At 63.3% G+C, this 20,160-nt stretch carries 16 protein-coding genes; 11 read left to right on the plus strand and 5 right to left on the minus strand.

All coding sequences use genetic code 11. The annotated features are described in order from the left end of the window. The first annotated feature begins 761 nt into the window (after positions 1-761). Positions 762-3,299 (plus strand): hypothetical protein, encoded by a 2,538-nt coding sequence (locus FQ755_RS11935; protein WP_144154292.1) that lies wholly within the window; start codon positions 762-764, stop codon positions 3,297-3,299. A gap of 202 nt (positions 3,300-3,501) precedes the next feature. After that, positions 3,502-3,954 carry a GDP-mannose mannosyl hydrolase gene (locus FQ755_RS11940; RefSeq protein WP_144154293.1) on the plus strand — a complete coding sequence of 151 codons (453 nt, stop codon included), beginning with the start codon at positions 3,502-3,504 and terminating at the stop codon, positions 3,952-3,954. Positions 3,955-4,068: 114 nt separating this feature from the next. Here the strand turns inward: FQ755_RS11940 and galU are convergent, their stop codons facing one another. Further along, on the minus strand, positions 4,069-4,962 hold the full coding sequence (gene galU / locus FQ755_RS11945) for a UTP--glucose-1-phosphate uridylyltransferase GalU (protein ID WP_144154295.1): 894 nt from the start codon (positions 4,960-4,962) through the stop codon (positions 4,069-4,071). A gap of 353 nt (positions 4,963-5,315) precedes the next feature. On the opposite strand from galU, the gene FQ755_RS11950 reads away from it, so the two are divergent. The 7 genes from FQ755_RS11950 to FQ755_RS11980 all read left to right on the plus strand — a co-directional run bounded on the left by FQ755_RS11950 (position 5,316) and on the right by FQ755_RS11980 (position 14,198). Further along, positions 5,316-5,690, plus strand: coding sequence for a hypothetical protein (locus FQ755_RS11950; protein ID WP_409937452.1), 375 nt, complete (start codon positions 5,316-5,318; stop codon positions 5,688-5,690). Between the two features lie 329 nt (positions 5,691-6,019). Then, the gene (locus FQ755_RS11955; protein WP_144154299.1) at positions 6,020-6,943 is read left to right on the plus strand and encodes a LysR family transcriptional regulator; all 924 of its coding nucleotides are present in this window, start codon (positions 6,020-6,022) and stop codon (positions 6,941-6,943) included. A 28-nt stretch (positions 6,944-6,971) separates the two neighbouring features. Then, positions 6,972-7,646 carry a response regulator transcription factor gene (locus tag FQ755_RS11960; protein ID WP_144154301.1) on the plus strand — a complete coding sequence of 225 codons (675 nt, stop codon included), beginning with the start codon at positions 6,972-6,974 and terminating at the stop codon, positions 7,644-7,646. Between the two features lie 226 nt (positions 7,647-7,872). Continuing rightward, positions 7,873-11,130: an efflux RND transporter permease subunit gene (locus FQ755_RS11965; protein ID WP_144154303.1), complete on the plus strand. Its 3,258-nt coding sequence runs from the start codon at positions 7,873-7,875 to the stop codon at positions 11,128-11,130. Continuing rightward, complete coding sequence (locus tag FQ755_RS11970; RefSeq protein WP_144154305.1) at positions 11,120-12,337, plus strand: efflux RND transporter periplasmic adaptor subunit; 1,218 nt, start codon at positions 11,120-11,122, stop codon at positions 12,335-12,337. Before FQ755_RS11965 ends, FQ755_RS11970 begins: the two co-directional genes overlap by 11 nt. Further along, positions 12,330-13,760: an efflux transporter outer membrane subunit gene (locus tag FQ755_RS11975; protein ID WP_144154307.1), complete on the plus strand. Its 1,431-nt coding sequence runs from the start codon at positions 12,330-12,332 to the stop codon at positions 13,758-13,760. The genes FQ755_RS11970 and FQ755_RS11975 overlap by 8 nt, the downstream gene beginning before the upstream one ends. A gap of 165 nt (positions 13,761-13,925) precedes the next feature. Beyond that, positions 13,926-14,198: a DUF4148 domain-containing protein gene (locus FQ755_RS11980; protein WP_144154309.1), complete on the plus strand. Its 273-nt coding sequence runs from the start codon at positions 13,926-13,928 to the stop codon at positions 14,196-14,198. A gap of 14 nt (positions 14,199-14,212) precedes the next feature. Here the strand turns inward: FQ755_RS11980 and FQ755_RS11985 are convergent, their stop codons facing one another. The 4 genes from FQ755_RS11985 to FQ755_RS12000 all read right to left on the minus strand — a co-directional run bounded on the left by FQ755_RS11985 (position 14,213) and on the right by FQ755_RS12000 (position 17,597). After that, on the minus strand, positions 14,213-14,599 hold the full coding sequence (locus FQ755_RS11985) for a YybH family protein (protein ID WP_144154311.1): 387 nt from the start codon (positions 14,597-14,599) through the stop codon (positions 14,213-14,215). A gap of 97 nt (positions 14,600-14,696) precedes the next feature. Then, positions 14,697-15,401, minus strand: a complete 705-nt coding sequence (locus tag FQ755_RS11990; protein WP_144154313.1) for a response regulator transcription factor — start codon at positions 15,399-15,401, stop codon at positions 14,697-14,699. A 109-nt stretch (positions 15,402-15,510) separates the two neighbouring features. Next, positions 15,511-16,908: a sensor histidine kinase gene (locus tag FQ755_RS11995; RefSeq protein WP_144154315.1), complete on the minus strand. Its 1,398-nt coding sequence runs from the start codon at positions 16,906-16,908 to the stop codon at positions 15,511-15,513. Between the two features lie 11 nt (positions 16,909-16,919). Beyond that, a complete protein-coding gene (locus FQ755_RS12000) occupies positions 16,920-17,597 on the minus strand; it encodes a response regulator transcription factor (protein ID WP_144154677.1) in 678 nt (225 codons plus the stop codon). A gap of 468 nt (positions 17,598-18,065) precedes the next feature. Between FQ755_RS12000 and FQ755_RS12005 the strand changes: the two genes are divergently transcribed. Together FQ755_RS12005 and FQ755_RS12010 are read left to right on the plus strand one after the other, a co-directional pair. Beyond that, a complete protein-coding gene (locus FQ755_RS12005; RefSeq protein WP_144154317.1) occupies positions 18,066-18,416 on the plus strand; it encodes a DUF4148 domain-containing protein in 351 nt (116 codons plus the stop codon). A gap of 1,016 nt (positions 18,417-19,432) precedes the next feature. Further along, a complete protein-coding gene (locus FQ755_RS12010) occupies positions 19,433-20,134 on the plus strand; it encodes an energy transducer TonB (protein WP_144154319.1) in 702 nt (233 codons plus the stop codon). The last annotated feature ends 26 nt before the right edge of the window (positions 20,135-20,160 follow it).

The following is a 20,160-nucleotide window of genomic DNA, read 5'->3' on the forward strand; positions in this document are numbered from 1 at the left end:
GCTCCGCTTCATCACACGGCTAATCCGCACAAAACGTTTCAAACATGAAATTTACACGGGCATTCGCCATGACTTTAGATGAAACGGTGAAGCACGACGGGATTATCTGTTTTCTAAAAATCGCTGCAATAGCGCATTTATAACCCGCCGCAGAATTTGTATCAAAACTATACAGAGAAATCGGTGGTGGGAAATGTTTCAACCTTGAAACAGCGGATTGATTTAATACGTCTGATCTATTCACATCCTGCTATTTTCAGCAGGCGGCGCATATACCCCTCGTTATGTCCGCCAGGCACTAGCCGCGCGACACCGCAAGCCAGGCGGTTTCGGCCAGCGCGCGGCGAGCCGCGGATCATTCGTACTTCATACTAATTCGGCTGAACACGGCAAGCGTCGCGGGCCGCTCAGCGTCTTGCGATCGCACCCTTGCATCGTTCGTCAAAAGCACACGCCGGCTTGCACGCAGCGCGACGTCGCGTGCCTGCAAGACCTGGCCTTTGTCGTGTTACGCCAGGTGGGCATCGGCTATGCTTGACGGAGACGTCGTGGACGGGGCATTCGCCGGCGATAAAACGGGGGCACGCTGCACCACATCGACTCAACCGGAACTGAGGGTACGCGGCGCAGGTAGCAGAAACACGCGTCGAACGTGGCATAGCGCACACGTCGGGGGGACGCATGCGTGAATCATGTGAATATTGCCGCCGCCATCTTTACGGTGCCGCCCTGACGCTGTTCTCTGTCACCTTCCAGGCATCATGAGACATCCGCCAGCTTCGGAGCATGACGCGGCACGACCGGCGTTCCCACGCCGGTGCATCGGCTTGCCGCTGGCGAAGCTCATGCTGCGGCTCGCGGTGACGCTCGGCGTCGCCGCCTGCAGCCAGCACGACCATGCCGCCGACAGCGCCCAGCAAGCCGCCGCGACCGCGCCGGCCTCCCCGAATCAGGCGGCCAGCGCAGCCGCCGTCACGCTATGCGCCGCCGAGCGCGGCGTGTGCCGTTTCACCGGCACGCAGCAGGTTCGCTACGGGACGGTGAGCCGTTACGTCGTCCTCACACTCAACGGCGGCACGCCCTGCGACAACACGGTATTTGGCGACCCCGCACCCGGCGCGCTGAAAAGTTGCTGGATCGTGCATCCCGCCGCGGCGGCGCCGGTCACAGCCGCACCGCCTCCGGTTGCCGACAGACCGAGTGCGCGCGCGCCTGAAGCGCCCCCCGGCACGACGGCCGCAGCGGCACACCGCCCCGCCATCACGTGGACCGCGTGCGCCAGCGAGCGCGGCACCTGCGCGTTTTCCGGCAAGCACGACGTCAAGTACGGCAGCGATACACAATACGTGATCCTGACCTTTACCGGCGGCACGCCGTGCGACAACACCGTGTTCGGCGACCCCGCGCCCGGCACGCAAAAGCGCTGCTGGTACGACAGCGGCATCGCGCCCGCACCGAGCGCGCAGTCGATCATCGCCACGCCCGGCACCAGCACGCTCACGTGCGGCGCGCCGTCCGAACCCGCCAACGCGACACCGGACGGCGCCACGCTCGAAGCCGATACGCTCGGCGGCGACGGTACGCGCATCTTCGCCAACGGCCGGCCGTTCTCGGTCGCGCTCACGACTCGCGCGCGCGCGAGCGATACGCTCGCCTGGCAGATCCTCGACACATGGGGCAACGTGCGCGCCGCGGGGCAATTCGACATCGCGAGCGGCCCACAGGTTGTCTCGCTGAGTTGCGTTTCGACCCTCGCCGGTTACTTCGCGATCTCCGCCACCCTCAGTTCAGCGGGTACCGGACTGCCGATGCGCGGCACGCGGCCCGCAGGCATAGCGACCTTCGGCGTGCTGCCCGACCTCTCCAGCGTGCTGCCGCCGCCCGCCTATGCGCATGAGGACCTGCACCGCTTTGGCGGCCAGGGCGCGGCCTACGTCACGCCGGGTCAGAGCTGCTGCTCCGGTGACGGCTACCGGCCGCTTTATCCCGATCTGGGACTGCGCTGGACCAACGACAACCGCAACTGGTACATGCTCGAACCCAACGGGCCCAACACGTTTAACGCCGCCATGTACCCCCTCGCGCCATTCTTCAAGGCGGGCGACCTGATGCGCCTGATCCAGCTCGACGGCATTCCGGCATGGGCAAGCCCCACGCACGCCGCCACCCATAGTTATCTGCCGGTGTCGCTGCCGGCGTATCAGAGCTTCCTGAACCGGGTCGGCCAGGAATCGGGCCAGGTGCGCGCGCAACGCTTTGCGCATCAGGCGCACAACTATTATCAGGTGACCTGGGAGCCCGACTACAACAGCGGCCTGCCGTGGAAAGACACTGACGCGAATCTCGTCTCGCTGTATCAGGCCACCTGGGAGGGCATTCATGCGACCGATCCCGATGCGGTGATCATGGGCACCACCAACGCCGCGGTGTCCAGCAACACCGAATGGCTGCAACGGCTCGCGCCGCTCGGCATCGCGCGCTATCTCGACGGTGTGTCGATTCACGGCTACTACGACATCGGCACGTCGCCTTCGCATCCGCCCGAGCGGCTGGTCGGCGACAGCGATCCGGCGCAGGCGGCGCAATCGCTGCCGGCGGCAATGCGCGCGCTGCGCCAGCAGATCGCCGCGACGCTCAAGCCGGGCGCGCGCCTGTTCGTCACCGAAACCGGCATCAGCTACGACCTCGGCGCGAAATACGGCGCCAACTATCCGACGCCCAACGTGCTGTATGCGCAGGGGGCGGTGGTCGCGCGCACGCATCTGATCCTGCTCGGCGAAGGCGCCGACGTGACCTTCCTGTTCTACGCCACCGACTTCCCGCACCAGATCGGCTTCGGTCTGTTCTTCGACCTCGCGGACGCGCAAGGCGGCTATGGCCCCTCCGCGATCAGTCCCAAGCCCGCGGCCATGGTCACCGCTGCGATGACGCGCATCGTCGACGGCACCAACACGCTCGGATCGCTCAATGGCCTGCCGCCCGGCGTCTACGCATACGCATTTCAGCAACTGAATGGCGGCCCGGTGATCACGGCGCTGTGGACTCACAACAATGCGGTCTGGAATACCAGCAAAGGCTTCAGCTCGACTTACCAGGTGCCGTACAACCTGCAGGTGGATGCGCCGGGCAGTTCGGGCCAGGTGAGCGTGCTCGACGTGATGGGCAATCCGTCGAACCTGTCATATAGCAACGGCGTGGCGGCGCTCATGCTGAGCGAGACGCCGATCTACGTCATCTCGACCAATGCCGCGGTCGCCCGCGCCAATGTCACGACACCGGCGGGATACGTCGCCCAGTAGCGTTGTCCTGATGCGCAGAGAGTTCGGCGCATTTGGCAGGGATGCCGCGCGCGGCGGGGAAGAACAAAACGCTAGACTGAAAGGTACGCGGCAAAGTTGTTGGCGCCCATTGAAGCGGTGGGCGCATTGCGCGCCATGCCGGCGTGCGCAGGTTCCCGAATGGCCCGTGCGCAGTGAGATATACAGCGAGATAAATGAGACCATGCTTGCCCGACCCGAATTTCTCGACGTCGTTCGCCTGACGCCGCTTATTTCGATCGACCTGATCGTGGTCGACGATCGCGGCCGCGTGCTGCTCGGGCGCCGCGTCAATCGACCGGCGCGCGGCACGTGGTTCGTGCCTGGCGGGCGCATCCGCAAGGATGAGTCGCTCAATGGCGCGTTCAGCCGCGTCGTCAGCGAGGAACTCGGCTTGGATGGCGTCACGCAGAATACGGCCTGTTTTCGCGGCGTATTCGAGCATCACTACGACGACAATTTCGCCGGCGCAGCGGATATCTCGACCCACTACATCGTGCTCGGCTATATGCTGGTGCTACGCGATGCGGCGCCGGTGGGCCGCTTCGAGCAGCACAGCGACTATGCATGGATGGCGCCGTCGGAACTGCTGGCCTGCGCCGACGTGCATGAAAACACCAAGGCGTATTTCCGCTGACCAATCACGGCGGTTCGGGCGCTGCGAAGCGGCATTGCGCGGCACTGCGGCAAAACAGCGTGACGGGCGGCGCACACCTCGTGCGCCCCATGTCTGCGTCTATGTGCCGTCGCTTTACGCCATCATCTCGGGACTTCTCTGCGCGAGCTTTGCATTCAGATAAGCCTCGAAACCGGCTTTCACCTCGGGATGCCTGAGCGCGAATTCCACCGTGGCTTTCAGATAGCCGATCTTGCTGCCGCAATCGTAGCGCTGGCCGCGATACCGGTACGCCAGCACCTGCTCATCCGCGAGCAGCGACTGGATGGCGTCGGTCAACTGGATCTCGCCACCGGCGCCGGGCCGCGTTTTGCGTAGATGCTCGAAGATGCCGGGCGTCAGCACGTAACGCCCCACTACGCCAAGATTCGACGGCGCCTGGGCCGGTTCCGGCTTCTCGACCACGCCCGAGATGCGAAAGATGCGCTCGTCCCACGCCTTGCCTTCGATCACGCCATAAGAGCGCGTGTCCTGCGCGTCGATCTCCTCCACGCCGAGCACCGAGCAGTGGTAATGGTCATACACGCCGATCATCTGCGAGAGCACCGGCGGATGGGCGTCGATCAGATCGTCGGCGAGTATCACCGCGAACGGCTCGTCGCCGAGCAGTTTTTCCGCGCACAGCACGGCGTGGCCGAGACCGCGCGGTTCGGCTTGCCGCACATAAAAACAGTCTACGTGGCTCGGTTTGATGTTGCGCACCAGTTCGAGCAGATCGCGTTTGCCCCGTGCGATCAGTTCGGCCTCGATCTCGTAGGACTTGTCGAAATGGTCTTCAATGGCGCGCTTGCCGCGCCCGGTGACGAAGATCAACTCCGTCATGCCCGCGGCAATCGCCTCTTCCACGGCATATTGAATCAGAGGCTTGTCGACGATCGGCAACATCTCTTTCGGACTTGCCTTGGTGGCCGGCAGGAATCTCGTCCCGAGTCCGCCAACGGGGAACACTGCCTTGTGCATGTTGCGCATGGTTCTAAAGCCCCTTTGTTGTCTAAGTTGAATGTCGTTCGGTGCGAGGCCGGGCGCGGTGACGCTCTCACTATCTTCAGTATCACGCGCCTTGGGTCCGATACATCCCGCTATATGAATCGAGCGTATTCGTCGGATTTAGAAGCCGCCTGCCAACAGTTCGCCGTTTCCCGCCGGATGCCCCTATGGTGCCGCCGGACCCGGCACGCGCCGATGAATGAACAAACGCCGACCACGCGCCGCCCGCTCCTTAAAGAAAGTTTCATCAAACGATCGCCCTCTTTCAGCTTGCGCTGCGGATAGTCGCTCCATAATTTCCTCATCGAGACAGGTGTAAGGAGTCGGACATGACGATGAGCATCGAGATGATGAACGAGTATGGCACGCATGCGGTGCGGGTCGCGATCGGCGAGGCTGCGGTTCTTCTGGAGGCGCAGGAAATCGATGCCGTCATCGAACGGCTCAGTCTGATGCGCGCGGCGATGCGCCCCGAAGTGCCGAAAGAGCCGTCGCGCACGCATCAGTATGTGATCGAGATGGATCCGTGCTGGCATACCGAGAAGCATCCTCTCTACGACGGCGGCGTACTGTTCATGCGCCATTCGGGTTTGGGCTGGACAGGCTTCGCGCTGCCGACGTCGAGTCTCGCCACGCTGACCGAGGCCTTGTCGAAGCATCTGCAAGTATTGGAACGGGAAGAAGCCGACACGCACGCGTTGATGAACTAAGCCACGGCACCGCGCTGCAGGGCGATTTGTTCCAGTTTGCACAGCACTGTCTTTCAGCGTTCGTTCCCCTCGCAGGCAGGCGACGCCCTATACTGGGCTGTCCGCATCACTGCGGTCTTTTTCAAGAGATCTCCTTAGCAGCGCGGCTTCGTCCGCGCTCTTTTTTTGCCTGTCGCATTCAGCATGGGACGCATCGCCGCACGCACGGCACGCGCGCGCGCCAGTTCATGAACATTGCACAAAATTAAAAAAGACTTAATCAACCTAGCTGTTCCGTTTTACCTGACACCGGCGATGATGCACGCATCGTCCTTTCCTAGTGTCAGATCATGAACCAGCTACAAGCGATGCGTGTCTTTACACGCGTAGTCGACCTCGCCAGCTTCAATCTGGCTGCGCGGCAACTGGGCATGTCGGCGGCTGCCGTTACGCGCAGCGTCAGCATGCTCGAGGCGCATCTGAACATGCGCCTGCTCAATCGCACGACGCGCAGCCTTTCGCTGACGGAAGTCGGCAAGGAGTATCTGGACGGCTGCCGCACGATCATCGAAAAGCTCGATGAAATGGAATCGAATCTGCTGCAGACCACGCGCGATCCGCGCGGCACGCTACGCATCGCCACGCCGATGACGTTTGCCACCTCTGGGCTCGGCAATCTGCTGGCGACGTATCGCACACTGCATCCGCGCGTCGATTTCGACGTCACGACTTACGACACGCATATCGACATGGTCGAAGGCGGCTTCGACGTGTGCTTCTCCGACGACCGGCGTCTCACGAGCTCGACGCTGGTGAGCCGCACACTCACCAGCATGGCGGAAGTCACCGTGGCCTCGCCCGCGTATCTGGCGCGTCACGGCACGCCGCGCGATCCGGCCGCGTTGAACCGGCACGGCTTGCTGACGGTTTCGGACGGCAGCTCGCGCACGTGGGAATTCGCGGATGCCAACGGCGTCTACCGCGTCAACACGGGCAGCGCGCTGACGGCCACCAGCAGCGCGATGGTGCGGGTAGCCGCGCTCAATCACATGGGGATTGCCTTGCTGCCCATGCCGTCTGTCAGCGACGACCTCGCGCAAGGCGCGCTCGTCCCGGTGCTCGAAGACTACGAGGTCAACGGCGGTCCGCGTCAGGTGTCGATCCTGTATTCGGGCCGCAACTATCTGTCGATGAAGGTGCGCAGTTTCATCGACTTTGCGGTGAGCCAGTACCGCGCCCCCGACAAGCCCGTCACGCTGCGGGCGGTGGCTTGATAGACCAGAACCGGGGCGAGGGCGAATCATGCCTAAGATACTGACGATCGAAGACGATGAAATGATCGCCGACGACATCGTGCGCACGCTCACCTCAAGCGGCTTTTCTGTCGACGTGGCGCGTACCGGCCGCGAAGGCATGGCCAAGGTCATGGCAGGTCAATACGATGTGGTCACGCTCGACCGCATGCTGCCCGATCTCGACGGCCTGAGCATCGTCGCCACCATGCGCGGCGTCGGCATGGAAACGCCCGTACTGGTGATGAGCGCCATGTCCGACGTCGATCATCGCATTCAGGGACTGCGCGCCGGTGGCGACGATTACCTGATCAAGCCATTCTCCGCCGACGAAATGTTCGCGCGCATCGAAGTGCTGCTGCGGCGGCGTCCCCGCCACACGCAAGTCGAGACACTGTTACGGACGGGCGCGCTGGAACTCGACCTCGTGCGCCGCCGCGTCACGCACGGCAAACGCGAACTCGACCTGCAGCCCACCGAATTCCGCGTGCTCGAATTCATGATGCGGCATGCGGGCCAGGTGCTGACCCGCACGATGATTTTCGAAGCCGTGTGGGGCTGCCGTTTCGATCCGGGCACCAATCTCATCGACGTGCACGTGGGACGCCTGCGCAAGAAAGTGGACGCCCCCGGCGAACGGCCAATGATCCGCACCATTCGCGGCTCGGGGTATCTGTTCGGCTGACGGGCAAGCGTATTTATGACGCGCTGCCCATTTTTAAGCGCCCGCGCTGCATGCAGCGCGCGGCGCTTTCGGTCCTGAAGCCGGTCGCACACCGCGCACCTAAAACTTGTTTCATTTTTTTCGGCTCCGCGTGTTAGGGCCTGCTCTCCAGAATACCGTCATCGGGTGAATCACGATTCGTGCTTGCCCTCACTGCACATCGCGTATCTGAACGGAGCAGCTTTCGATGTTAAAAATTGTCCGGCTCGCCTTAACGCGGCCCTACACGTTCATCGTGCTGGCGTTGCTGGTCCTCGTGATCGGCCCGCTATCCGCGCTGCGCACGCCGACCGATATCTTCCCCGATATCCGCATTCCGGTGATCAGCGTCGTATGGAATTACGCCGGCCTGCAACCGGATGACATGGCCGGACGTATCGTCACTTACTACGAACGCACGCTCGGCACCACGGTCAACGATGTTCAGCACATCGAATCACAATCGTTTCGCGGCTATGGCATCGTCAAGATCTTCTTTCAGCCGAGCGTCGACATCCGCACGGCGACGGCCCAGGTCACGTCCGTTTCGCAAACCGTGCTCAAGCAGATGCCGCCCGGCACCACGCCGCCGCAGATCCTCAACTACAGTGCCTCGACGGTGCCGGTGCTGCAACTGGCGCTGACCAGCAACACGCTCGATGAGCAGAAGCTCGCCGACTACGCGACCAACTTCATTCGTCCGCAACTACTGAGCGTGCCAGGCGTGTCGACTCCCACCGCCTACGGCGGCAAGACCCGCGAAGTGCAGATCGACCTCGACCCGCAGGCGTTGCAAGAGAAAAAGCTCTCCGCCCAGGACGTCGCCAACGCGCTCGCGCAGCAGAATCAGATCATTCCGGCGGGCACGGAAAAAATCGGCCGCTTCGAATACAACATCAAGCTCAACAACAGCCCGCTCGCGCTGCAGGAACTGAATGCCCTGCCGATCAAAACCGTGGACGGCGCAACTATCTACATTCGCGACGTCGCTCATGTGCGCGACGGCTATCCGCCGCAAACCAACATCGTGCGCGTCGACGGTCATCGCGCCGTGCTGATGAGCATCCTGAAGAACGGTTCCGCGTCGACGCTCGACATCATCGCCGGCATCAAGGCCAAACTTCCGTTGATTGAAGAGACGCTGCCGCCCGGACTCAAGATCGTCACCATGGGGGACCAGTCCACCTTCGTGAAAGGCGCCGTCAGCGGCGTGGCGCGCGAAGGCGTGATTGCGGCCGCGTTGACCTCGCTGATGATCCTGCTGTTCCTCGGCAGCTGGCGCTCCACGCTGATCATCGCGGCATCGATTCCGCTCGCGGTGCTGGCCGCGATTGCCGCGCTTTCGGCAATGGGCGAAACGCTCAATGTGATGACCCTCGGCGGCCTCGCGCTGGCGGTCGGCATCCTGGTGGACGACGCCACCGTGACGATCGAAAACATCAACTGGCACCTCGAACAAGGCAAGGATGTCCGTAGCGCGATCATGGACGGCGCTGCGCAGATCGTCGGACCGGCCTTCGTTTCGCTGCTGTGTATCTGTATCGTGTTCGTGCCGATGCTGCTGCTCGACGGCATCGCCCGCTTCCTGTTCGTGCCGATGGCCGAAGCGGTGATCTTCGCGATGGTCGCCTCGTTCGTGCTGTCGCGCACCTTCGTGCCGATGCTCGCGCAATATCTGTTGCGCCCGCATGCATCGGGGGGTCATGCGTCGGGCGAACTGGCGGCCGTCATGGCGCCGCATGGGCACGACGGCCATCACGCCGCGCCGCCGTCGCGCAATCCGCTGGTACGGTTTCAGCGCGGCTTCGAACATCGCTTCGAGCGGGTACGTGGCATCTATCGCATCGTGCTCGGCCTGGCGCTCACGCATCGCAAGCGCTTCGTGGTGGGCTTTCTGATGGTGGTGGGCGCGTCGTTCATGCTCGCGCCGTGGCTGGGCCGCAACTTCTTCCCGAGTATCGACTCCGGTGAAATCACGCTCCATGTCCGCGCGCCGATCGGCACGCGCATCGAAGACACCGCCGCTGAATTCGATGCAATCGAAAATGCCGTGCGCCGCGTCGTGCCGCCCGATCAACTCGCCAGCATCATCGACAACATCGGCTTGCCCAATAGCGGTATCAATCTGACCTACAACAATAGCGGCACCACCGGCCCGCAAGACGGCGACATCATGATTTCGCTGAACGACAATCATGCGCCGACCGCCGGCTACGTGACGCAGCTGCGCGAACGGCTGCCACGCGAATTTCCGGGTACTTCGTTTTCCTTTCTGCCGGCCGATATCGTCAGCCAGATTCTGAACTTCGGTGCACCCGCGCCAATCGACCTGCAGGTGGCCGGCCCCGATCAGGACGGCAATCAACGCTATGCGACGGAAGTCATGCGCAGGATGCGCCTGATTTCCGGCATTGCCGATACGCGCATCCAGCAGGATTCCACCTACCCGCAATTCACCGTATCCGTGGATCGCTCGCGCGCCGACCAGTTGGGCATCACCGAGCAGGATGTCACCAACTCGGTGGTGGCGAGCCTCTCGGGAACGAGCCAGGTGTCGCCTACCTACTGGCTGAATCCGCATAACGGGGTGTCGTATCCGATCGTGGCGCAGACGCCGCAATACCGGATGGAGTCGCTCTCGGCGCTGAGCAATCTGCCGGTGACCGGCAAGGACGGGCAGTCGCAGATTCTCGGCGGCATCGCCACCATCGAGCGCGGCGTCGGCGATGCGGTCGTCTCGCACTACGACATCGAGCCGCTCTACGACGTGTTCGCGACGACGCAAGGCCGCGATCTCGGCGCCGTGGCCGCGGATATCCAGCACGTCCTGCAGGCGACGGCGAAAGACGTGCCGAAGGGCTCGGTGGTCACCCTACGTGGCCAGGTGGAGACCATGAACAGCGCATTCCTCGGACTTTCGCTCGGTCTTATCGGTGCGATCGCGCTGATCTACATGCTGATCGTCGTGAACTTCCACTCGTGGGCCGACGCCTTCGTGATCGTCACCGCCCTGCCCGCCGCACTCGCCGGGATCGTCTGGATGCTGTTCACCACCCATACCCCGCTCTCGGTGCCCGCGCTGACCGGCGCGATTCTCTGCATGGGCGTCGCCACCGCCAACAGCATTCTGGTGGTGAGTTTCGCCCGCGAACGTCTCGCCGTCACCGGCAATGCTCTCGTCGCGGCAATGGAAGCCGGCTTCACGCGTTTTCGTCCGGTGTTGATGACCGCGCTGGCCATGATCATCGGCATGGCGCCGATGGCGCTCGGTCTCGGCGACGGCGGCGAACAGAATGCACCGCTCGGGCGCGCCGTGATCGGCGGCCTGATCTGCGCGACCTTTGCCACGCTGCTGTTCGTGCCGGTGGTGTTCAGCCTCGTTCACCGTCGCGACGCGGCGCTGCCTCCGACCGTCAAAGATAAAGATCATCCACCTTCAGAAACCGGAGTCGTTCATGTCCACTGAGATCGAAATCAATTCGCCCAAGCGGCTGCGCCATCTGAAGCTGGTGGGCATCGTGGTATTGCTGGCGGCGGCAGGTGTCGTGACGACCGGCATCTTCTCGCGCGTGCACGCCAGACAGGAAATGACCAGCTGGTCCGCCGATCAGGCCATTCCGACGGTGACCGCGTATACGCCGAGCCACCAGGGCGCGACCCAGGCGCTGATACTGCCGGGCCATCTATCGGCCTTCGTCAACGCGCCGATTTACGCGCGCGTGCCCGGCTATCTGCATGCCTGGTATGCGGATATCGGCACGCATGTGAAAGCGGGTCAGTTGCTCGGTCTGATCGACACACCCGATCTCGACCAGCAATTGCTGCAGGCCAAGGCCGATCTGCAGAATGCGCAGGCCAACGAAAAGCTCGCGGCGTCCACGGCCAAACGCTGGACCGAGATGCTCAGGCAGGATTCGGTCTCGCAGCAGGACACCGATGAGAAGACCAGCGACTTCACCGCCAAGCAGGCCACCGTCGCCGCGGCGCAGGCCAATGTGAACCGGCTTGAGGCACTCGAATCGTTCAAGCGCATCACCGCGCCGTTCGACGGCATCGTCACCGCACGCAAGACCGATATCGGCGCGCTGATCGATGCGGGCGGCGGCGACGGTCATGAACTCTTCACAGTGTCCGACGCGCGCCAGTTGCGCGTCTATGTGAGCGTGCCGCAAAGCGACGCCGCCGCCATCGCGGCAGGCATGCGCGCGACGCTCACCGTGCCCGAGCGGCCCGGCATGAAATTCGAGGCGAAACTCGTCGACACCGACGATTCGATCACCCCGTCCTCCGGCACCCTGCTCGTGCAACTGGCGGTCGACAATCAAAACGGCCTGCTGATTCCCGGCGAATACACCGAAGTGCATTTCGCCATGCCGACCGATCCGCATGCCCTGCTGATTCCGGCCAGTTCGTTGATCTTCCGGCAGAACGGCTTGCAGGTGGCGGTAGTTGATAAGGACAACCATGCAATTCTCAAGACCGTCACGATAGCCACCGATCTCGGCACCCAGGTCGAAATCGGCTCGGGCCTCGACGCCGCCGATCGCGTCATCGACAACCCGCCGGACTCGATTGCCACCGGCGACGCGGTGCGGCTCGCCTCGAAGCAGACCGCCAACACACCGGCTACCGCGCTTGCCGACCGGCGCGACGCGGAGCGCGCTCATGGTTGAGCCCAGATTCCCGCGCCGCCTGTGCGTGACGTTCGCGCTCGCCGCGCTGTTCAGCGGCTGCTCGCTGGCGCCGACCTATCAGGTGCCGTCCACGGCGATTCCGACGGCCTTCAAGGAAAGCGGCGCGTGGCAGGCGGCGCAACCGGCCGATCAGCTCCCGCGCGACGCCTGGTGGCAGGTGTATCACGACCCGGTGCTCGACCGGCTCGAAGAGCAGGTAGCCACGGCGAATCCCGACGTGGCCGCCGCTGTCGCGCGCCATGACGAAGCGGTCGACTACCTGGCGCAGGCGCGCTCGGGCCTGTTTCCGACCATCGGCGCAAACGCCAACGTCTCGACCAACCGGCAGTCCGACAATCGTCCGTTACGCGGCTCGGGCGAGCCCTCGGTGTATGGCTCGAATACGCTCGACGTCGGCATCGATTACGACCTCGATCTATGGGGCAAGGTGCGCAATGAGGTAAGCGCGGGACGTGCGGCCGCCCAGGCCGCCGACGCCGATCTCGCCTCCGTGCGCCTCAGCCTGCAGGCGAGCCTCGCCGACGCCTATTTCAATCTGCGCGGCCTCGATCAACAGCAGCAACTGCTCGCCGACACCATCAGCACCTATGAGCGCGCATTGAAACTGACCGTGAGCCGGCATGCCGGCGGCATCGCCTCGGATCTGGACGTCTCGCGCGCGCAGACCCAGCTCGCGTCGGCGCGCGCCGCGGCCGAGGACGTCAAGGCACGCCGGGCGTTGTATGAGCATGCCATTGCATCGCTGACGGGCGTGCCGGCCTCGTCGTTCTCGCTCGCGCCGTCGACCGGGTTAGCGTATTTGCCGTCGATTCCGGCCGGCCTGCCCGCAGCCTTGCTGCAGCGGCGTCCCGACATCGCGGCCGCCGAGCGGCGCGTCGCACAGGCGAATGCGAAGATCGGCGTGGCGAGAGCGGCCTTCTTCCCCGACGTTTCGCTGGGACTCGACGGCGGCTTCCAGAGCGACACGCTGTCGCCGTGGATCATGGCGCCGAACGAAATCTGGTCGATCGGCCCGAGTCTCGTTATGACGCTGTTCGACGGCGGACGCCGCGAGGCCATCACGCAGGAAGCCCGCGCCAGGCTCGCGGAAAACGGCGCGAAATATAAATCGACCGTATTGCAGGCCTTCCAGCAGGTCGAAGACAATCTGGCGCAATTGCATCACCTGGGCGACGAAGCCACCCAGGAAAACGCCGCCCTCGCTGACGCGCAGCGCACCTTGACGCTTTCGATGTCGCGCTATCGCGATGGCGTGGTCAGCTATCTGGATGTGGTGACCGCGCAGACCACCGAACTGAATACGCAGATCCTCGCGTTGAACGTGAATACGCGGCGCCTGCTGGCTTCAGTGGGCTTGATCGAGGCGTTGGGCGGGGGCTGGTCCAGCGAGACGCGAGGATGAATTTCTTTTCATCCTCGTAGCGTCGTTCCGCTATACCCCGGTGACTATCCTACTCATTAACCAGACGGCGAATCGTTGCTGATCGTTGCCACGCTACGCGTCTGGACTCAATCTGAGCTCACCCCGCCGGATCCCGGCAAACTGAATATATTGAGGACTACCAACATGAAAACCCTGCTGATCGCTATTGCATTCGTCGGCGCCACCGCTACGGCTTCGGCGTTTGCCCAAACCACAGCCACGGAGAATCAGCAAACGGCGGCTTCGACGCAGGTCGCCGCGAACTCAGGCTCGCCGATGGGCCAGGCCGGGCAATGGGTCTCGCCGGACGCTCAGGCCAACACGGGCAAGACGCGCGCGCAGGTCTATCAGGAACTGGTGCAGGCGGAGAAAGATGGTCAGCTCGATTACCTCAATTCGACCATCTACGCGCACTAAGGCGCATCGGGCATTCAGACGTCGAGCACCAGCGGTCCGAGGGAATTGTCGATCAGCACTTTCCAGCCGCCGTCCGCCTGCTGGCGAAAGACGGTGGTTGCGACCAGTTCGCGTGAGGTGATCTCGCCGCTCGGCGCCTGGTAATCCAGCCTCCAGCGGGACAGAAACAGCGCAATGCCATCCGCTTCGATGACGTGAGTTTTCAGCTGCGTGGCCGACACGCCGGACTTCATCGCGAGTTCGAAAAAGTTGCGCAGTTCCGCGCGTCCACGAATGGTTCGTCCCGGCTCCGTGACGACAACCGCGTCATCTTCGTAGAAGCCGACCACCGCATCGAGGTCGCGGCCGTTGAACGCGCGGTCCAACAGCTCCACAGCATGCTCCGGGCTTCTGGCAATCATGTTCAATCCTCCGAGGGGTCTTACATGATAGGCGAGAGCCTGGGCGGCTGGCTAGAGCCGTCCGCGCGAGATCCTGGCGAGCCGGCCTGAACTGGCCCTAAGGAGAAGCCGTCGCGATCTGATAACCGTAGCGGCTGACGGTGTCGATACGCACGCCCGGCAATTGCTGAGCGAGCTTGCGGCGCAGCCGCGAAACCACCAGATTGACGCTCGACGGATCCACGTCGTCCTTCTCCGGCCACGCGTAGCGAATCAGTTGCTCGCGCGGCACCGGCGCGTTCAGTTGCCGCATCAGGCATTCGAGCAGCAGGTACTCGCGCCGTGTCACCACGAGGCGCTGCACGCCGTCCACCAGTTCGCGCGTCAGCGGATCGAGCGTCAAGCTCACGCTCGCGGCGGCGGCCGCGCCTGCCGGCTGGTCGTGCGCGGCGCGTGCGGCCGCGGTGCGCCGCAGCGCCTGCATCCGCTCGTGCATTTCGATGAACGAATAAGGTTGCCCGAAGCAGGCGTCCGCCCCGGCACGCAACGCGCGGGTGCGGTCCTGCGAACCTGACTGGCCCAGCACGACGACGATCGCCGCGCCCGCACCGGCCGCGACGAATTGCGGCAACGCCTCCAGCAAGCCGCGATATGACGGCGGATCGAGCGACATCACCACGATCGTATCGAAGGGTTCCTGGGCCGCGAGAAACGCACCGTCGCGCAGGTCCTCGGCGCGTTGCAGACTATGCGCGCTTTCCTGCAAAGCCTTGTAGAGCCAGGCGGATTCGGGGTGAGGTGCGGCGACGAACAGGATGCGCATTTAGCCACCGGTCAGGGCAGGAAGCAATCGAAGTGAGAGGCAAGACGGGACGCGTGCTGATAAGCCGGATGTAACGCACGCGCAAACGCGCGACGGCGGGCGCGGGCGGTCATGCCAGGGTCCTCGACCAGCACTCGATGCTGATACGCGCGCCGGGTTCGGCATTGCCGATGCGCAGCGTGAAGTCATGCACCCGGATCACCGCCGAAACGATGCTGAGTCCGAGACCCGAGCCGGCCAGATGGCGCGTGCCCTCGCCGCGATAAAAGCGCTGCAGCACCGCGTCGCGCTCGTCCAGCGGAATGCCCGGCCCATTGTCGACGATCTCCGCCAGCGGTCCGCCCGGCGTCTGCCTGAGCGCGAGGCGCACCGCCCCGCCTGCCGGCGTGAACTTGAACGCATTGTCGAGCAGGTTGCTGAAGGCTTCGAACAGCAACGCGCGGTCGCCGTGAATCGTCGCGACCTCTTCCGCTTCGACCGCGAAGCTCAGCGAACGGATCTCGGCAAGCGGCTCATACAGCTCACCCACTTCCTCCACCAGCACCTTCAGGTCCACCTCGGCAAAACCGCCACGCCGCTGCAACGTGCCGATCTCGGAGATGCGCAGCATCGCGCGAAAACGGTCGAGTAGCGCGTCGGTCTCGCTGCGGGCGCGCTGCACCAAGGTCGATAAGGCCACGTCATCGACACTGCCCGAGCGCTCGGCGATATGTCCGAGCAAGGTCCTCACGTGGGCGAGCGGCGTGCGCAGATCGTGGGCAATGCCGTCGCAGGCGCCCTTGACCTCGTTCATCAGGCGCTCCACTTCTTCCAGCATGTGATTGACCAGATGCGCCAGCATGTCGATTTCGTCGCGCCCGCCAATCGGCAGACGCTGACCGAGATCGCCCTGGGCGATGCGCTGGGTCACGCGCCGGATCGCTTTCAGGCGGCGCATCTGCCGCACGCTCAGGACGAGGCCGCCCAGCACGCCGGCCGCGAGGCAGAGAATCCCGCCGCCGACCAGCGCGTTGATGATGGTCTGGCGAATCCGCAAGATGTGGGTGAGGTCGCGCGCGAGCACGAGGACCTCGCCGTCGTGACGGCGCTCGGCCATCGCGCGCACCACCGGCGCCGCCTCGCCGCCGTCGATCTGCAGCGAGTGATCGAGCGTCACGCCGAGCCGGTTGACGGGCAGATCCGCCGGCATGCTGAGCAGGTCGCCGGCGACGTGGGTGCCGTCGGCCTTGAACAGGCCGTAGTAATTGGTGTGCATCCGCTCGTGCTCGAGCCGCCGGTGAATGGCGTCGGCCAGTTCGCCATGCGGCATCGAATCGAAGTAGATGAGCTGCCATTCCATCACCACGTCGGTCTCGCGCTCCATGTCGCCCGTCACCGCCCAGCCGATATAGCCGAGCAGCACCATCACCGAAAAGGAGAAGATCACGGCATACGCCGTGATCAGACGAAACGTCGTGGAATGCCAGCGGCGCCCCAGGGCGGACTGCGCGGGGAAAGAGGTGTCCATCAAGGTTGTGCTCACGCGAGGAGGTAGCCCGAGCCCCGCACGGTCTGGATCATCTGCCGGACGCCGGGCGGGTCGATCTTCTTGCGCAGACGGCCCATGTGGACGTCGATCAGATTGGTGCCCGGATCGAAGTGGTAACCCCACACCGCTTCGAACAGCATGGTGCGGGTGATGGTCTGGCCGGCGTGGCGCATCATGAATTCGAGCACCCGGTATTCGGTGGGCAGCAGCACGATCTCTTCGCCGTCGCGCTGAACCTTGCGCGAGATCAGATCGAGTTCGAGCGGACCGACGCGCAGCGCCGTCTCGAACGGCGCCGCCGGGGTTTGACTGCGGCGCAGCAGTACTTCGAGGCGCGCAGTCATTTCTTCGGGGTCGAAGGGTTTGGTCAGATAGTCGTCGCCGCCCGCGCGCAGGCCGCGCACGCGTTCGTCGACGTCGCCGAGCGCGCTCAGCATCAGCACCGGCGTGCGGATGCCGATGCTGCGCATGGTGGTGAGAATGGTCAGTCCGTCGACGCCCGGCAGCATGCGGTCGAGCGTGATGACGTCGTATTCGTCGCTGATGGCGCGCGCCATGCCGTCGCGGCCGTTCGCCACCCAGTCCACGGTAAAGCCGCGGCTTTTCAGCTCACCGACAATTTCGTTGGCGGTGATCTCGTCATCTTCAATGGTCAGCACTCGCGACATGATGATTTCACGCATAGCGGCGAACTCAGCCAGCTTGAGCGGCGTGCGCGATGCGTTATCAGTAAAAAGACATGATGCCATATCCGGCTTGCGGGTCGAGTTCGGGGCGGGCGGCTCGCGAGGCGCCGCAGCTTGTGTGGGACAGCGATGCACAGGCTACGCGCGCGCCCGTAAAGGGCGAGCATCGGTTTCATTAAAAAATATTTAAGTTCGACTGCCAGCCCGACGCCTGCAGAGGGCGAGCGGGCGGCGAACTCGCAAGGTCAGGACCGTCTGCATGGACGACGCGCGCACGACACCCGGATAACCCGCGCGCGGTGCGATCCTAAAAGATCTTTCACGGTTTCGAGGGCGAAACGGTATCGCCCTTCCACTAGCCTGTTTTGCATCCGGCAGATGCGCCTTTTCTGCTCTTTTTTCTGCGCTTCTGCCGACCTTTGTCTGACCTGACCCATGGAGGATGCAAACATGAAATTCGCGACCCGTTCCGCATTGATGGCCCTGCTGCTCGCCGGCAGCGCTTCGGCGATGGCCGCTCCCGGCCTCACCGCGCAGCAGTGCAATGCCTACCCATTCACGCACGTCAAGGGCGAGATCACGCACCGGCAACTGATGCGCGAACTGGGCGAACTGGAGGCGGTGGGCTACGACCCGACCGGCAACGACAACAACTACCCGAACGACATCGAAACCGCCGAGAAGAAGCTGCAGGCCGAATACCGCGCCGACTGCAAGCCGGCGGCGTCCATGACAAATGCTCAGGGAACCGGCAGCGCCGCGATGCCGGCGGCGACGGACGGCGCCAATCCGGCAAGCTGAGGGCGAACAGATCAAGCGGGCAGGCGCATGTAAGACGTGCATGCACCTGGCCCGTTGGCCGGGGTGCCTATATAAGAGGCATAGATACCGGCCCGTTCAACGGCACCTGCGCCGGGCCCGGATGTTTAGAGCCACCTGCCCAAAAGATTTCTCTCTGCGCCGTCGCGGCGCTGGCCTCTTCGCCCCACGCGCTCATCGCGCTCATTGCCGCCGCACCGCTCTCATAGTGAGCAAGCTCCGCCCTCGCTGCGCACGAACTGAGCGACGTCCCTCGGCGCTCACTTGACATCTCAGGAAGCTCGGGACGGCGGCGGGTTTTTTTCCTCGTGCAGCCAACCACTCACCTGCTTTAGAATCCATCCGCGCAGGAGCGAGGCTCGGTACCGTTTTTTAAGGCATGTCAAATCCGGATTAAAGCGAGCCTTCAATTCCTTACAACATGATTCGGCACCTCGTTGAACGCAAACGAATTTCCTGTCGGAACCATTCAATGTTGTAAGCAAACGGCCTGATCAGCCCTTTTACGATTAGAGCGTATCCTCTAAACAGAGTATGCCCCTATCAAAAAAAGTTTGACGCGCGATTTTGAACTGATATCGTTCCGTCGCAGGAATCACAGCCGTGGAGCGCTGGCCTGTGAAATACGTGTGACGTTCGAACAAGTTTTCGTCTGTCGCAGCCTGTGCCAAACCGAAGGGGATGCATCAAATACCGTCTATTAGTACTTCTACGCAGACAGATTACCGGCTGTTTCCGCTCATCCCCGCGGGCCGCCCAGAATCTGTCCGAAGCGGGCATGTGCCTTGCACATAAACGGCACGACGCCGTCGCAATCCGGAATATGAATAGCAGGCGCAAGCCTTAAAGTCCGGGTCGAGTGGTACGGCGGCACCCCATCTGGAGTCCACAAGAATGTTGCGCGCCCTCTTTGGGGCTGAAGTGAACAATGTTTCGACGTAGCACGCACGCTGCAGTCACGGAAATGGGCGGTTTACGCCGGGAGGAACGAGGTGGTTATGAAAGTTGAAGGGCAGTTTCCGGCGGGCTCGACCGCGATTCAGAGACCGGGTCGCCCGCGCGAGTTCGGGAAAAAGCAGCAGAACCCCGTGCGCCGCTTCGGCGGTATTGCCGCCGTTCTTCTCCTCCACGTAGTGCTGATTTATGCACTGCTCAATGGCCTTGCCACCAAGGTGGTGCAGGTCATTCAACATCCGATCGAAACCAAGATCATCGAGCCCGTGAAGCCGCCGCCTCCGCCGCCGTTGCCGGTCGTGCAGTTGCCGCCGCCGAAGTTCGCGCCGCCGCCGCCGCCGTTCGTGCCGCCGCCGGAAGTCAACGTGCCGACCCCGCCGCAACCGACCATCACGCACCAGGCCGCTCCGGTCGTGGCGCAGCCGGCCCCGCCGCCTGCCCCGCCCGCACCGCCGGCGCCGTCCAAGCCGGTGAGCGCGCAGGTCGACGTGGCATGCCCGAACTCCGATCAGGTCCGCTCATCCGTGGTCTATCCGAAGGAAGCGCAGGAAAACAACGTCACGGGTGACGTGCTTATCGAATTCGTAGTCGATCCGCAGGGCCATATTACGGATGAACGTGTCGCGAAGTCGTCGGAAGACTCTTCTCTCGATCGCGCGGCATTCAATGCGGTAAAGAAGTTTAGTTGCGTTTCCCAAGGCCAACCCGTTCGTGTCCAGGTTCCGTTCTCGTTCAACCTGAACTGAAACTGAACCCACGAACTGAGCGGTAC

The organism is Paraburkholderia sp. BCC1885 (assembly GCF_900996235.1).
Taxonomy (GTDB): Bacteria; Pseudomonadota; Gammaproteobacteria; order Burkholderiales; family Burkholderiaceae; genus Paraburkholderia.

Coding starts and splice junctions, on each gene's coding strand:
- FQ755_RS11970 (WP_144154305.1), top strand. CDS start 11,120: ATGTCCACTGAGATCGAAATCAATTCGCCCAAGCGGCTGCGCCATCTG.
- FQ755_RS11990 (WP_144154313.1), bottom strand. CDS start 15,401: ATGCGCATCCTGTTCGTCGCCGCACCTCACCCCGAATCCGCCTGGCTC.
- FQ755_RS11965 (WP_144154303.1), top strand. CDS start 7,873: ATGTTAAAAATTGTCCGGCTCGCCTTAACGCGGCCCTACACGTTCATC.
- FQ755_RS11940 (WP_144154293.1), top strand. CDS start 3,502: ATGCTTGCCCGACCCGAATTTCTCGACGTCGTTCGCCTGACGCCGCTT.
- FQ755_RS11955 (WP_144154299.1), top strand. CDS start 6,020: ATGAACCAGCTACAAGCGATGCGTGTCTTTACACGCGTAGTCGACCTC.
- FQ755_RS11995 (WP_144154315.1), bottom strand. CDS start 16,908: ATGGACACCTCTTTCCCCGCGCAGTCCGCCCTGGGGCGCCGCTGGCAT.
- FQ755_RS11950 (WP_409937452.1), top strand. CDS start 5,316: ATGAGCATCGAGATGATGAACGAGTATGGCACGCATGCGGTGCGGGTC.
- FQ755_RS11960 (WP_144154301.1), top strand. CDS start 6,972: ATGCCTAAGATACTGACGATCGAAGACGATGAAATGATCGCCGACGAC.
- FQ755_RS12000 (WP_144154677.1), bottom strand. CDS start 17,597: ATGTCGCGAGTGCTGACCATTGAAGATGACGAGATCACCGCCAACGAA.
- FQ755_RS11980 (WP_144154309.1), top strand. CDS start 13,926: ATGAAAACCCTGCTGATCGCTATTGCATTCGTCGGCGCCACCGCTACG.
- FQ755_RS11935 (WP_144154292.1), top strand. CDS start 762: ATGAGACATCCGCCAGCTTCGGAGCATGACGCGGCACGACCGGCGTTC.
- FQ755_RS12005 (WP_144154317.1), top strand. CDS start 18,066: ATGAAATTCGCGACCCGTTCCGCATTGATGGCCCTGCTGCTCGCCGGC.
- galU (WP_144154295.1), bottom strand. CDS start 4,962: ATGCGCAACATGCACAAGGCAGTGTTCCCCGTTGGCGGACTCGGGACG.
- FQ755_RS12010 (WP_144154319.1), top strand. CDS start 19,433: ATGAAAGTTGAAGGGCAGTTTCCGGCGGGCTCGACCGCGATTCAGAGA.
- FQ755_RS11975 (WP_144154307.1), top strand. CDS start 12,330: ATGGTTGAGCCCAGATTCCCGCGCCGCCTGTGCGTGACGTTCGCGCTC.
- FQ755_RS11985 (WP_144154311.1), bottom strand. CDS start 14,599: ATGATTGCCAGAAGCCCGGAGCATGCTGTGGAGCTGTTGGACCGCGCG.